Raw genomic sequence first — 13,815 nt, 5'->3', positions numbered from 1 at the left:
TAAATTTGTCGATTTCATAGCTGAGAAAATATATCTGTCCCCTTTTTTGCATGCAGGTTCGCCGCAGAAAATATCTATATAGGGCACTCTCCAAGTCAATCCAGTTAGCATGAAAAAGCGTTCATTAGCAGCCAAGGAGGGCATGACTATGAAGCTTGGAATGGCTACAGGATTGTTTCTGGGACTACTCTATTGCGTGGCGTGGCCAGCTTACGGCCATCTTGACGGCGCGTACTCCCATGACCCGGATGATCCGTTCACCGATAGATCGCAGTGGATGAAAACCATCCGCGACGATGTCCAGCTCAGTGAAATGGCGTTGCCGGGTACTCATGATTCGGCGACTTTCCAGGTCACCTGGTATCCGGTTTACAAGGATGTCGTCGAAACTCAAACCCTCGGTTTCGACAAGCAGTTGGAGTACGGAATACGGGTATTGGATCTGAGGATTCGTCGTACAGGCGATGCTTTGGCGCTGCACCACGGTGCCGTGTTCCTGGACAGGATGTTGGGTTCGGCGCTGGAGGCGATCAAGCGGTTCCTGCGAGATAATCCCAGCGAAACGGTATTGGTTCGGGTGAGTGATGAGCATGAGGCAGACTCGAACGTCAGCCAGAGCCTGGAGTATGTCTTCGACCAATACATGCAGCTGTATTCGGGTATCTATCTGAAAACCCAGAACCCGAAGCTTACGCTGGGCGAGGCGCGCGGCAAGTTTGTGGTGCTATCGGCCGATGCCAGGCTTAATAAATTCGGGCTCAGTTACAAGGATGAGAGTGTGTTCAATATTCAGGACGACTACTCCATGGAGTCGAACTGGGGCCTGCATGACAAGTACATCAAAATCAAACAGCAGTTGCACAATGCCGCAGCGGGCAGCCGGGATACGTTTTATGTGAACTACCTTTCGGCCAGTCATCGTTCGTTTCCTTATTTTGTTGCCAGTGGCCATGTGTCCCCGGGAACGGACGCGGCAAGGTTGTGGACAGGGCTGATTGATTTTGGGCATAGCGACCTCTATCCAGGGTTTCCAAGGACGGGGTGTGCTGGGGGAATGTGTTTTATTTCTTTTGAAGGCACCAACACACTGACGCGGGACGATTTGAAGGCGTTGAATGATCAGTCTACGCAGGTGAGAACGGTAGGTGTTGTGATAGCGGATTTTCCGGGTGATTCGCTGATTGACAGTGTTGTTCGTAATAACTATCGGCGCGGGCATGATTTAGGAAAATAGTTGTATTTAGAATTGAAAGTACTGGTTGCGAATTCTTTCTTTTTCTTTTAGTAGTTTAGGGATCTTCTCGTGTGTTACCGAATCCATTCTTTGTGTATACGAGGATACAATTCTGGCATAGAAGTGTTCGGTAGTTGGAAAGAGACGAAGCTGAGTGGGAATGTCCATGTCTCGGTCGCGAGACAGGCTGTTGAGCAAGTTCATATATCTCTCTTGAGGAGAGTTTGGGGTTATAGGGTATCGGGAAGCATTTTCCGCAACCCAGGAAAAAAAGCTTGGGCTTGCGGGGCGAGCCCCTTCGAATTTTGTCGGCTCCAAGTCGATGGAGTTGTGTGGTATTTTATTTGAAACGCCCAAGGCGATTTTATCTTTGTCGAGCACGTTACGTCTCGCTTGTTCTGAAAGCTTGGGTACTTCACTTTCTATGGCCAAAATGCGCTTGTAGGCGCTTGTTGCTCGCGCGGGAGTAACGCCAATTTTTGACATGAAGCGTGTACCGAAAGTGGTTATGATTTTGGATTGTTGCTGAGCGTATTCCGCTGCCAAGGCTATCAGTATCGAGTGTCCGGTCGGGTCGCTTGAGTTGATCGGGTCTCCAACGCAATACGTATAAGCGTTCAATCCTCCCTTTCCGAAGGGGCTCAAACTGTCCGGACTATTAAATCTCATCAACACCGGATTAAACGCCCGATACCCATTCCCCAGTAAATAACCCCCCCGTCACCGGTTCCGGCCGTTCGCCGTTAAAACCGAGCAGGCTGAGTAACCCGCTTTCAACAGAGCGGTGGCCATAGGGCGAATAAGCGATGGGTTGCGGTGGATGATTGGCCTTGACTGCCTGCAGTACCGAACGCTGTTGATCGGTGGCCAACAGCGTGGCATCAGGCGCATCACCGTCGCTTCGTTGTTGCGCCAACAACTGTTCACCCTGCTGGACGATCGAGTAGCGCGTCGCACCCTGTACCTCGGTAACCAGCCTGCTTTTGCAGTAGAAGCGCCGGCGCCCGGGGGTATCTGCCAGGGCATGGCTGATCAGGCGATCGAGGGGGTCGTAGTGGTAATGGCAGAGCACGGTTTGGCGCGGTGATGATGTCATGGGTGGTTATCCCAACAGCCGAAGTGCGGGAGTTCAGTATTGGCGCCTTTGCAGAAGTTGGGTACAAGCAGAACTGATAGGTGTGCTGGGGTTGCGTCTTCGATTTGCGGATCGGTTGTGTGATTTTCGAGATACTTGGTGGCAGTGCCGGCCTCTTCGCGGGCAAGCCTCGCTCCTACAGTGATTGGGGGTAATCGCGAAATCAGCGCTCGACACAAATCGGGAGAAAAGGGGACAGATTTATTTGCGAAATAAAAAGCGGACTTTCAAGGTCTCGTTAATTTTCGTCCTGCTTTTTTGCAGGCCTACCTTGCCCTCGACCTATTATTCGAAGCCCTGTGATGTTTTCTATTTCTTTCACAAAGCGGGAGGACCCTGTCAATTGCCCTCGTTGAAGGGCTTCTCTTATTAGCTCCAGCTCACCACTCGGGGCGACCTGCTCAACAAATTCTGTATAGCGATTACGGCGAGCAAGCTCAGTTTCGCCAAGCGCTTTAAAGCAGGGGTCGATATCCAGCCAGTTATTTGCTGCCGGTTCTACCACGCGAAGGTGGTAGCTGGACCAAGGATAACATTCTGCTCGGGAAACGAGATTGGCCCTCACGGGATTCAGCTCAATGTATCGGCTGCACGCCAGAAGGTAGGTGTCAGATTGAACAACGCTGGATTTGTAACGGCTCTCCCATAGCGTGCCGGAACGTCCTTCCAGCTTATTTCGATAGCGAGTCATGCGAGCTGCGAGGGCTTTCATCAATTGTCCCAGGCTTGATGCAGTGTCACCAGGTGCAAGCAAAAGGTGAACATGATTGGTCATCAGGCAATAGGCATAAATGCGTACACCAAAAGCCTGCTTCAGCTCGCGAAGGTCCGAGAGGTAATACTCAAAATCAGCTGCGTCAGCGAAAACAACCTGCCGATTGTGGCCTCGCTGTACGACATGGTGGGGGTAGTTGGGCAGTACAACGCGTCCTACTCTGGGCATGCTGTTTCCTACGTCCTTGCAGTGATACGGATAGCTTAGCGGGAGCGAAATACACCGTTCTTGTTTGTTGTTAATAAATTTGTCGATTTCATAGCTGAGAAAATAAATCTGTCCCCTTTTTCGTTCGTCCCCTTTTTCGTTCAGATTGGACGACACTTGATTTTGTCACGGCTTTCCCATAAGTTCCCTTAACGGCCTTCCAACTTATTCCTAAAGCGATCTTCTTACTTGAAGCTAAAATAGAAGCTGCACTATTTGTGGTTTAAAATGGGGCTTCGAAAGCTCTTGGACGGGCTTTTTTTTGTGAGGCTGTAGAGCCCAGTTGTCTGATAACGACGGCTCTCGATATGTGGGGTTTGGCTATGAACTCCATTGTCATATGGTTCGGATTTTGATGGTCGAATGAGTAGTAATTAAATTCGTAGTCTCTGCCTGGAGTCTTTCCCTGCAGGTTCTGGATGTGGACCTCTACAATATTCGCTTTTCCCAGGTTCCACGTGTCATCTCCAGTGCTTTGAAATTGCGCCGAATTAGCGTATTCCTTAGCTATGCCCTTGTCCGGAGTGAGGTAGAAGCCAGGTCGCTCTTCAATTTTCGAGTAGTGCGGTTGTGCGCCTTCTCTGAGTAGTTTTTTTACATCGGATTTTGATGTGCCGTGATAGCCCAAAAAGTCAGGCTCTGTTAGTGACGGTATTGTGAGATCAGGCGCTGATAGCCGTCTGTTCTTTACAGGGTAAGGGCGTAGGTCGAAGCGGCTTGAGTATGATCTGCTGGCATAGTTGCCATCAAATTTAAATAAAGATTTCAATATTGTTGTTAACAAGGGACTGTGTCCCGAAGGGTCGGAGGAGTTAACGGGTTTTCCCATGCAATATGCGTACGGGTTCAACCCTCCCTCCCCAAACGGACTCCAACTGTCTGGGCTGTTAAACCGCATCAATACTGGATTGAACGCCCGATATCCATTCCCTAACAAATAGCACCCGGTCACCGGATCCTGCCGTTCCCCGTTGAACCCAAGCAGGCTGAGTAACCCGTTTTCAGCGGGGCGGTAGCCGTAGGGCGAATAAGCGATGGATTGTCGTGAGTGATTGCCCTTGAGGGCGTGCAACACCGAACGCTGCTGATCGGTGGCCAGGAGCGTGGTGTCGGGTGACTCGCTTACGCTCTGCTGTTGCGCCAGCAGTTGGTCCTCATGCTGGAACACCGAATACCGGTTCGCGCCCTGGATCTCGGTGGCCAGTCGGCTTTTGCAGTAAAAGCGCTGGTGCTCGGGCTCGTTTGGCCGTTCGTTGCTCGTCAGGCGGTCGAGGGCATCGTAGCGATAGTGGCAGAGCAGGATATCGCGTGGGTTGGTCATGTGTGAACGCCTCGAAAGGTCGAAGGACTTGCGCTGAGTATCAGCGGATTCGCCAGAGGCGGGTACTAGCAGAACTGATAGGTGCGCTGGCGGGTGCCACGTTCGACGGGCTGCTTCGCCGGGCGTGTATCCTTGGATTTGCGGCGTGATGGCAGACATCCGCGCAGGCAGTACGGGCCTCTTCGCGGGCAAGCCGCGCTCCTACAGGATGCGCGTCATGCTTGATTGGTAAATCCCGCTATTTCAAACCCCGCCTAAAGTTGGAAAGCTTCTTGCAGTACCCACCCCGCGCCCGCTTCTGGCGTCAAAAGTTTTGCTTCAAAGGAACGGGGAATACCGGTGGATCGCTCTCAGTTAATCAACAGTGCTCGCACGAACATGGCAGACCTCAGCCGAGGCAATCTGGGCGTGCCGCTGTTGCTGCTGGTCATGCTGGCGATGATGATGTTGCCGATGCCGCCGTTCCTGCTCGACGTGTTTTTCACGTTCAACATCGCCCTGTCGATCGTCGTTCTGCTGGTCTGCGTCTACGCCTTGCGGCCGCTGGATTTTGCTGTGTTTCCGACCATTTTGCTGGTGGCGACGTTGTTGCGCCTGGCGCTCAACGTGGCCTCGACGCGGGTGGTGATGCTCCACGGCCAGGACGGTCATGCCGCCGCCGGCAAGGTGATCCAGGCCTTTGGCGAGGTGGTGATCGGCGGTAACTACGTGGTCGGTATCGTGGTGTTCGCGATTTTGATGATCATCAACTTCGTCGTGGTAACCAAGGGTGCCGGGCGTATTTCCGAGGTGAGCGCGCGTTTCACCCTCGATGCGATGCCCGGCAAGCAGATGGCGATCGACGCCGACCTCAACGCTGGCCTGATCGACCAGAACCAGGCCAAGGCGCGGCGTTCGGAAGTGGCCCAGGAGGCCGAGTTCTACGGTTCCATGGACGGTGCCAGCAAGTTCGTGCGCGGTGACGCTATCGCCGGCCTGCTGATCCTGTTCATCAACCTGATCGGCGGCATGGCGGTCGGTATCTTCCAGCACAACATGTCCTTTGCCGACGCCGGCAAGGTGTACGCCCTGTTGACCATCGGTGACGGTTTGGTGGCGCAATTGCCATCACTGTTGTTATCCACAGCGGCGGCGATCATGGTCACCCGTGCTTCGGGCTCCGAAGACATGGGTAAGCAGATCAACCGGCAGATGTTCGCATCGCCCAAGGCGTTGGCGGTGTCGGCCGGCCTGATGGCGGTGATGGGGCTGGTGCCGGGCATGCCGCATTTTTCCTTCCTGTCCATGGCCGCCCTGGCCGCGGGTGGCGCGTACCTGTTCTGGAAAAAGCAGAACACCGCCAAGGTGCAGGCCCTGCAAGAGGTCAAGCGTCAGCAGGAACTGCTGCCGTCGCCGGCCCGCGCCCAGGAAACCAAGGAGCTGGGCTGGGATGACGTGACGCCGATCGACATGATCGGCCTGGAAGTGGGCTATCGCCTGATTCCACTGGTTGACCGCAACCAGGGTGGGCAATTGCTGGCGCGGATCAAGGGCGTGCGCAAGAAGCTGTCCCAGGACCTGGGCTTCCTCATGCCCACGGTGCACATTCGCGACAACCTCGACCTGGCGCCGAGCGCCTATCGCCTGACCCTGATGGGGGTAATCCTGGCCGAGGCGGAGATTTACCCGGATCGCGAGCTGGCGATCAATCCGGGGCAGGTCTACGGCACGCTCAACGGCATTACCGCCAAAGATCCGGCTTTCGGCCTGGAGGCGGTATGGATCGAAATCAGCCAGCGCGCCCAGGCGCAATCGCTTGGCTACACCGTGGTCGATGCCAGCACCGTCGTGGCCACCCACTTGAACCAGATCCTGTACAAGCACTCCAGCGAACTGATCGGTCACGAGGAAGTCCAGCAACTCATGCAATTGCTGGCGAAAAACTCGCCGAAACTGGCCGAAGAGCTGGTGCCGGGCGTGTTGTCGCTGTCGCAATTGCTCAAGGTCCTGCAAGCGCTGTTGGCCGAACAGGTGCCAGTACGCGACATCCGCAGCATTGCCGAAGCCATCGCGAACAACGCCAACAAGAGTCAAGATACCGCCGCGCTGGTGGCCGCGGTGCGTGTTGGCGTATCCCGCGCAATCGTGCAAAGCATTGTAGGCACTGACTCCGAGCTACCAGTGATCACGCTGGAACCAAGGTTGGAACAGATATTGCTCAATAGTCTGCAGAAGGCAGGACAAGGCTCTGAAGAGGGCGTTCTGCTGGAGCCAAGCATGGCTGAAAAGCTGCAGCGCTCGTTGATCGATGCGGCGCAGCGGCAGGAGATGCAAGGTCAGCCGGTGATTCTGCTGGTGGCCGGTCCGGTTCGCGCGATGCTCTCGCGATTTGGCCGGCTCGCAGTCCCGGGTTTGCATGTGTTGGCTTATCAGGAAATTCCTGACAACAAGCAAGTGACCATCGTTGCGACAGTAGGGCCCAACGGCTGAGGTAGTGGTTTATGCAAGTTAAGCGTTTTTTCGCCGCCGATATGCGTCAGGCCATGAAGCTGGTTCGTGATGAGCTGGGCGCCGATGCCGCCATCATTGGCAACCGCCGCATCGCCGGTGGTGTCGAGCTTATGGCTGCCCTGGACTACAAGCTGTCGGCGCTGGCTCCGCGCGTGCCGAACGTGGAACTCGAGGACGAGCTGCGCAAGACCCAGTCGCGGATCGTCACTGCCCAGGCCGAATTAAGCCTGCGCGGCGAGGGCGAGAGCGACAAGGGCACCAATCGCCAGTTATTTGCCGGCTTGCCGCTGACTGCTGCTGAACCGCTGATCGAACCGACCTTTGCCGAACCTGCGCGACCTGCCCCGGCACCTGCGCCGGCGGCCGGCCTGGATACGCGCGCCTTCGACTCGATGCGTTCGGAGCTCAACAGCCTGCGCGAACTCATGGAAGTACAACTCGGCTCCCTCGCCTGGAACCAGCTGCGGGGCAGTCGTCCTGACCAGGCAAACCTGTGGCGTCGCCTGCAGCGCATCGGCCTGTCCGGCCCGTTGTCGCGAGACTTGCTGGCGCTGGTCAGCGAAATCGAAGAACCCCGTCAGGCCTGGCGTATGTTGCTGGCGCACCTGGCGCGGATGATCGCCACGCCGGAAATGGAACCGCTGGAAGAGGGCGGTGTGATCGCCATGGTCGGCCCGGCCGGCATGGGCAAGACCACCACTTTGGCCAAGCTGGCGGCACGTTACGTGCTCAAGTACGGCGCGCAGAACATCGCGTTGGTGAGCATGGACAGCTTCCGTATCGGTGCCCAGGAGCAGCTCAAGACACTCGGGCGGATTCTCAATGTCTCGGTGACACACGTCGATCCGGGCCAGTCGCTGGTCCAGGCACTGGATCCGTTGTTGCGCAAGCGCGTGGTGCTGATCGATACCGCCGGCCTGCAAGCCAGCGACCCGGCCCTGCGCATGCAACTCGAAAGCCTGGCCAGTCGAGGCATCCGCTCAAAAAATTATCTGGTCCTGGCAACCACCAGCCAGAAACAGGTTCTAACCGCCGCTTATCACAGTTACAAGCGCTGCGGGCTCGCTGGCTGCATCCTGACTAAACTGGATGAAACGGCAAGCCTGGGCGAAGTGTTGAGTCTGGCCATCAGCCATGAATTGCCGGTGGCCTACCTGACCGATGGCCCGCGGATTCCAGATGATTTGCATCTGCCGCGTCGTCATCAACTGGTCAGTCGGGCCGTCAGCGTGCAAATGCAGGAAGAACCCAGCGAAGAAGCCATGGCTGACATGTTCGCTGATATCTATCACAGCCCGACCAAGCAGGTTGGCTGAGGTAATAATGAATAGTTTTTGTACCTACATCGATGGCCTGCCATGCATTGTTCCGGTTGTGAACGCGCAGCCAGTTATGTGGCCCCGTCTATGCAGAACAAGGTAAAGAAATAACATGGGCAGCATGCATCCTGTACAGGTGATCGCGGTGACCGGCGGCAAAGGTGGCGTCGGCAAAACTAACGTGTCAGTGAACTTGTCCCTGGCTTTGGCTGAGCTTGGCCGGCGCGTCATGCTGCTTGACGCCGACCTGGGCCTGGCGAATGTCGACGTTCTGTTGGGGCTGACACCCAAACGTACCCTGGCCGACGTCATCGAAGGCCGCTGCGAGCTGCGCGACGTGCTGTTGCAGGGCCCCGGCGGCATCCGCATCGTTCCGGCGGCGTCCGGCACCCAGAGCATGGTTCATTTGAGCCCGGCCCAGCACGCCGGCCTGATCCAGGCCTTCAGCGACATCGGCGACAATCTCGACGTGCTGGTGATCGACACTGCGGCGGGCATTGGTGAGTCGGTGGTCAGTTTCGTGCGCGCGGCCCAGGAAGTGTTGCTGGTGGTCTGCGACGAGCCGACTTCGATCACTGATGCCTACGCACTGATCAAATTGCTCAATCGCGATTACGGCATGAACCGTTTCCGCGTGCTGGCGAACATGGCGCAGAGCCCGCAGGAAGGGCGCAACCTGTTCGCCAAGTTGACCAAGGTCACCGACCGCTTCCTCGACGTCGCCCTGCAATACGTCGGCGCCGTGCCTTACGACGAAAGCGTGCGCAAGGCCGTGCAGAAGCAGCGCGCCGTGTACGAGGCCTTTCCACGCTCCAAGTGCTCGTTGGCATTCAAGGCGATCGCGCAGAAGGTCGACACCTGGCCGCTACCCGCCAACCCGCGTGGGCACCTGGAATTTTTCGTCGAGCGCCTCGTGCAACAAACGGCAGGACCCGTGCTATGACCGCGAGCGGTTACAACCTCTACAAGGCATCGGCGCGTGACGCGCAGTACGAGCTGATCGAGCGTTACGCGCCGCTGGTAAAACGCATTGCCTATCACTTGCTGGCGCGTCTGCCGGCCAGTGTCCAGGTCGAAGACCTGATCCAGGCCGGGATGATCGGCCTGTTGGAAGTATCGACCAAATACGACGCCAGCAAAGGCGCGAGTTTCGAGACCTATGCAGGTATCCGTATCCGCGGTGCGATGCTCGATGAAGTCCGCAAGGGGGACTGGGCGCCGCGTTCGGTCCACCGCAATACGCGGATGGTCAGCGACGCCATTCGCTCGATTGAAGCGAAAACCGGACGTGACGCTAAAGATCACGAGGTTGCGGCCGAACTCCAATTGAGTCTTGACGATTATTACGGGATTTTGAACGACACCCTGGGCAGCCGCCTGTTCAGTTTCGACGACCTGTTGCAGGACGGCGAACACGAAGGGCTGCACGAGGACGGCGCGAGTGCGCATATGGAACCGTCGCGCGATCTGGAAGATGAACGCTTCCAGGCGGCGCTGGCCGATGCGATCGCCAATTTGCCGGAGCGTGAGCGCCTGGTGTTGGCGCTGTACTACGACGAAGAGTTGAATCTCAAGGAAATCGGCGAGGTCCTGGGGGTCAGTGAATCCCGGGTCAGCCAGTTACACAGCCAGTGCGCGGCCCGTTTGCGGGGGCGTCTGGGAGAGTGGCGAGCGCGCTGAAGGCAGTGTGGGGGCACTGCGACGCGGCTGGTGGGGTGATGAACCGTGCCGGTCTCGATCCGTTGTACTCCAGACAGTCATCGAGTGTTTCGCCAGTTTGATTGAAATGGCGCGTCCAGGTGCTGGGCGCGTTTTAGTCTGCTTGGAGGTCGAATTGGACAAGAACATGAAAATCCTCATCGTTGATGACTTCTCAACGATGCGGCGGATCATAAAAAACCTGTTGCGTGACCTTGGGTTCACCAACACGGTCGAGGCCGACGATGGCACTAGCGCCATTCCGGTACTCAACAGCGGGAGCATCGACTTTCTGGTGACGGACTGGAACATGCCTGGCATGACCGGTATCGATCTGCTGCGCCACGTGCGCGCCGATGAAAGGCTCAAGCACCTGCCAGTGCTGATGGTGACTGCCGAAGCCAAGCGCGAGCAAATCATTGAAGCAGCCCAGGCCGGCGTAAACGGCTATGTGGTCAAACCCTTCACGGCCCAGGCGTTGAAAGAAAAAATCGAGAAGATTTTCGAACGCATCGGTTGAACTGCGCCACGGGGGAGCTATGGGGCATAACGAATCATCCCAGGGCGATTTTGAATCGACCCTGAAAAAACACGCCGTCGAATTGGTCGAGAGCCTTGAAAAGGGTAGGTTCGGCGATGCTGTGCAATTGATCCATGAGCTCAACCAGACCCGTGACCGCGGCCTGTACCAGGAAGTGGGCAAGCTCACCCGCGAGTTGCATAGCGCGATCGTCAATTTCCAGATTGACCCGCACATGCCGCAAGCCGAGGAAGTGTCACAGATCACCGACGCCACCGAGCGCCTGGGGTATGTGGTCAAGCTGACTGAAGCTGCCGCCAACCGCACCATGGACCTGGTGGAAAACGCCACGCCGCTGGTCAACAGCCTGGCGGACGAAGCCCAGGGGCTGAGCACCGATTGGGGACGGTTCATGCGACGCGAAGTCGGCGCTGAAGAGTTCCGTGAGCTGGCCCGGCGTGTCGACGGCTTCTTGGCGCGCAGCAGCACGGACAACCGCGCCGTGTCGAGCAACCTCAACGACATCCTGCTCGCCCAGGATTACCAGGATCTCACGGGCCAGGTGATCAAGCGCGTGACCCAACTGGTCACCGAAGTGGAAAGCAACCTGCTCAAGCTCGTGCTGATGGCCAGTCAGGTGGACCGCTTTGCGGGCATCGAACATGACCGCGCGGCAATGCTTGCAGAAAAAGATCCACAAAAACATCTCTCCAAGGGTGAAGGTCCGCAGATTCATGCCGATAAAAGAGAAGACGTTATGTCCGGTCAGGACGATGTGGACGATTTGCTATCCAGCCTAGGATTCTAACATTTTAGGTTTTTGGGTTTTTAGACCTTTAGGAGCACCCCCTTAAATGAGCTTCGGCGCCGATGAAGAGATCCTTCAGGATTTCCTGGTTGAGGCCGGCGAGATTCTAGAGCAACTGTCCGAGCAACTGGTCGAGCTGGAAAGCCGTCCGGATGACGCGGACTTGCTCAATGCAATTTTTCGCGGTTTTCACACTGTAAAAGGGGGCGCCGGCTTCCTCCAGCTCAACGAGCTGGTGGAGTGCTGCCACATCGCCGAGAACGTGTTCGACATCCTGCGCAAGGGCGAGCGTCGCGTTGACTCGGAATTGATGGACGTGGTCCTCGAGGCGCTGGACGCCGTGAACAGCATGTTCGGCGAAGTGCGCGAGCGCAGCCCGGTGACGGCGGCAACGCCTGAGTTGCTGGCGGCACTGGCGCGTCTGGCCGAGCCGCAATCGGCTGACGAGGTGGTGGTTACCGCAGTGGTCGAAGCACCTGTGGTTGAAGCCGATCCAGGCGATATTACCGATAACGAATTCGAACAACTGCTGGACTCGCTGAATGCCGTCAAGGCCCAGGCCGAGGCGCCAGCGGTTGCTCCAGCACCCGCCAGCGACGAAATCACCGACGCCGAGTTCGAGTCGTTGCTCGATCAGTTGCACGGCAAGGGCAAGTTCGCCGTCGATGCCGTGGCCCCGGCGCCCGTTGCGCCGCCAGAGCCGAAAGCCGCTGGCGATAGCTCGGACATCACCGACGAAGAATTCGAAGCGTTGCTCGACCAGCTGCACGGCAAGGGCAACTTTGCGGTCGAGGCGCTGGAGTCGGCGATCGCATCGGTGCCTGCACCGGCAGCGCCTACCGCTGCGGCGGCCGGCAGCGATCTGATCAGCGACCATGAATTCGAAGCACTGCTCGACGAATTGCACGGCAAAGGCAAGTTCAGCGACGTCGGCACGGCGACAGCGGCCAGCGGCGCGAACGCCTCGGTAGCGGTGCCGGCTGCCAAGGCGGTTGCGCCCAAGCCCGTGGCCAAGGCGCCCGAATCCAAAGCCCAAGCGCCGACGCCCGCCGCTGCACCGGCTGCGGCCCGTGCCCCGGCCGCGCCGCCTGCGGAAAAACCCGCCAGCGAAGCCGAGACCACCGTGCGGGTCGATACCGCGCGGCTCGACGAGATCATGAACATGGTCGGCGAGTTGGTGCTGGTGCGTAACCGCCTGGTGCGCCTGGGTGCCAACAGCGCCGACGAAGCCATGTCCAAGGCCGTGTCGAACCTCGACGTGGTCACGGCCGATCTGCAGACCGCGGTCATGAAGACCCGGATGCAACCGATCAAGAAGGTCTTCGGACGTTTCCCGCGCCTGGTTCGCGACCTCGCGCGCCAGCTCAAGAAAGAGATCAACCTGGAGTTGGTCGGCGAAGACACCGACCTCGACAAGAACCTGGTCGAAGCGCTGGCCGACCCGCTGGTCCACCTGGTGCGCAACGCGGTCGACCACGGCATCGAATCGCCGGAAGAACGCGAGGCCTCGGGCAAGGCCCGTGGCGGCAAGGTGATCCTGGCGGCCGAGCAGGAAGGCGATCACATCCTGTTGTCGATCTCCGACGACGGCAAGGGCATGGACCCGAATGTCCTGCGTGCCATCGCGGTAAAACGCGGTGTGATGGACAAGGATGCGGCCGACCGCCTGAGCGATACCGAGTGCTACAACCTGATCTTCGCCCCGGGTTTCTCGACCAAGACCGAGATCTCCGACGTGTCGGGTCGCGGCGTGGGCATGGACGTGGTGAAAACCAAGATCTCCCAGCTCAACGGTTCGATCAACATCTATTCGGCCAAGGGCCAGGGCTCGAAGATCGTCATCAAGGTACCGCTGACCCTGGCGATCATGCCGACCCTGATGGTCATGCTCGGCAACCAGGCGTTCGCCTTCCCCCTGGTGAACGTCAACGAGATCTTCCACCTCGACCTGTCGCGCACCAACGTGGTGGACGGCCAGGAAGTGGTGATCGTGCGGGACAAGGCACTGCCGTTGTTCTACCTCAAGCGCTGGCTGGTCAGCTCCGCCGCTCACGAAGAGCAGCGCGAAGGCCATGTGGTGATCCTTTCGGTGGGCACCCAGCGGATCGGCTTTGTCGTCGACCAGCTGGTGGGCCAGGAAGAAGTGGTGATCAAGCCATTGGGCAAAATGCTCCAGGGAACCCCGGGCATGTCGGGCGCCACCATCACCGGTGACGGCCGCATCGCGCTGATTCTCGATGTTCCGAGCATGCTCAAGCGTTACGCCACACGGCGTATTTGATTCTGGCGTGGCGGGGCGACTGATGCC

General features: G+C 57.7%; 10 protein-coding genes and 1 pseudogene. 8 read left to right on the top strand and 3 right to left on the bottom strand.

Annotated elements, in window-relative coordinates; genetic code table 11:
- Positions 1-109: 109 nt before the first annotated feature.
- Complete coding sequence (locus tag BKX96_RS12645; RefSeq protein WP_256721539.1) at positions 110-1,234, top strand: phosphatidylinositol-specific phospholipase C; 1,125 nt, start codon at positions 110-112, stop codon at positions 1,232-1,234.
- A gap of 561 nt (positions 1,235-1,795) precedes the next feature.
- On the opposite strand, the pseudogene BKX96_RS32275 reads toward BKX96_RS12645, so the two are convergent.
- The 3 genes and pseudogenes from BKX96_RS32275 to BKX96_RS12630 form a co-directional block, all read right to left on the bottom strand.
- A pseudogene (locus tag BKX96_RS32275) lies at positions 1,796-2,330 on the bottom strand (RHS repeat-associated core domain-containing protein); the annotation flags it as partial.
- A 277-nt stretch (positions 2,331-2,607) separates the two neighbouring features.
- Positions 2,608-3,312 (bottom strand): transposase, encoded by a 705-nt coding sequence (locus BKX96_RS12635; RefSeq protein ID WP_077184068.1) that lies wholly within the window; start codon positions 3,310-3,312, stop codon positions 2,608-2,610.
- 262 nt (positions 3,313-3,574) lie between these two features.
- Positions 3,575-4,672 (bottom strand): RHS repeat-associated core domain-containing protein, encoded by a 1,098-nt coding sequence (locus tag BKX96_RS12630; protein WP_046819333.1) that lies wholly within the window; start codon positions 4,670-4,672, stop codon positions 3,575-3,577.
- 339 nt (positions 4,673-5,011) lie between these two features.
- Here BKX96_RS12630 and flhA point away from each other — a divergent pair, with 339 nt between their 5' ends.
- The 7 genes from flhA (at position 5,012) to BKX96_RS12595 (ending at position 13,788) form a co-directional block, all read left to right on the top strand.
- Positions 5,012-7,141 (top strand): flagellar biosynthesis protein FlhA, encoded by a 2,130-nt coding sequence (flhA, locus tag BKX96_RS12625; RefSeq protein ID WP_046819334.1) that lies wholly within the window; start codon positions 5,012-5,014, stop codon positions 7,139-7,141.
- An 11-nt stretch (positions 7,142-7,152) separates the two neighbouring features.
- Entirely contained in the window at positions 7,153-8,478 is a 1,326-nt protein-coding gene (gene flhF, locus BKX96_RS12620; RefSeq protein ID WP_046819335.1) for a flagellar biosynthesis GTPase FlhF, read from the top strand.
- A 115-nt stretch (positions 8,479-8,593) separates the two neighbouring features.
- The gene (gene fleN / locus BKX96_RS12615; protein ID WP_007975361.1) at positions 8,594-9,424 is read left to right on the top strand and encodes a flagellar synthesis regulator FleN; all 831 of its coding nucleotides are present in this window, start codon (positions 8,594-8,596) and stop codon (positions 9,422-9,424) included.
- Positions 9,421-10,161, top strand: coding sequence for an RNA polymerase sigma factor FliA (gene fliA / locus BKX96_RS12610; protein ID WP_046819336.1), 741 nt, complete (start codon positions 9,421-9,423; stop codon positions 10,159-10,161). The genes fleN and fliA overlap by 4 nt, the downstream gene beginning before the upstream one ends.
- A 166-nt stretch (positions 10,162-10,327) precedes the next feature.
- Complete coding sequence (locus tag BKX96_RS12605) at positions 10,328-10,699, top strand: chemotaxis response regulator CheY (RefSeq protein WP_162488921.1); 372 nt, start codon at positions 10,328-10,330, stop codon at positions 10,697-10,699.
- A gap of 19 nt (positions 10,700-10,718) precedes the next feature.
- A complete protein-coding gene (locus BKX96_RS12600; RefSeq protein WP_046819338.1) occupies positions 10,719-11,507 on the top strand; it encodes a protein phosphatase CheZ in 789 nt (262 codons plus the stop codon).
- Positions 11,508-11,553: 46 nt separating this feature from the next.
- Complete coding sequence (locus BKX96_RS12595; RefSeq protein ID WP_077184067.1) at positions 11,554-13,788, top strand: chemotaxis protein CheA; 2,235 nt, start codon at positions 11,554-11,556, stop codon at positions 13,786-13,788.
- Positions 13,789-13,815 lie beyond the last annotated feature (27 nt).

Origin of the sequence: Pseudomonas putida (assembly GCF_001976065.1) — a bacterium.
GTDB classification, from domain to species: Bacteria; Pseudomonadota; Gammaproteobacteria; order Pseudomonadales; family Pseudomonadaceae; genus Aquipseudomonas; species Aquipseudomonas serbica.
The sequence above is the reverse complement of the archived record's forward strand: the minus strand, read 5'-3'. Positions and strand labels throughout refer to the sequence as shown.

Coding starts and splice junctions, on each gene's coding strand:
- fliA (WP_046819336.1), top strand. CDS start 9,421: ATGACCGCGAGCGGTTACAACCTCTACAAGGCATCGGCGCGTGACGCG.
- BKX96_RS12595 (WP_077184067.1), top strand. CDS start 11,554: ATGAGCTTCGGCGCCGATGAAGAGATCCTTCAGGATTTCCTGGTTGAG.
- BKX96_RS12645 (WP_256721539.1), top strand. CDS start 110: ATGAAAAAGCGTTCATTAGCAGCCAAGGAGGGCATGACTATGAAGCTT.
- fleN (WP_007975361.1), top strand. CDS start 8,594: ATGGGCAGCATGCATCCTGTACAGGTGATCGCGGTGACCGGCGGCAAA.
- BKX96_RS12635 (WP_077184068.1), bottom strand. CDS start 3,312: ATGCCCAGAGTAGGACGCGTTGTACTGCCCAACTACCCCCACCATGTC.
- BKX96_RS12605 (WP_162488921.1), top strand. CDS start 10,328: ATGAAAATCCTCATCGTTGATGACTTCTCAACGATGCGGCGGATCATA.
- BKX96_RS12630 (WP_046819333.1), bottom strand. CDS start 4,672: ATGACCAACCCACGCGATATCCTGCTCTGCCACTATCGCTACGATGCC.
- BKX96_RS12600 (WP_046819338.1), top strand. CDS start 10,719: ATGGGGCATAACGAATCATCCCAGGGCGATTTTGAATCGACCCTGAAA.
- flhF (WP_046819335.1), top strand. CDS start 7,153: ATGCAAGTTAAGCGTTTTTTCGCCGCCGATATGCGTCAGGCCATGAAG.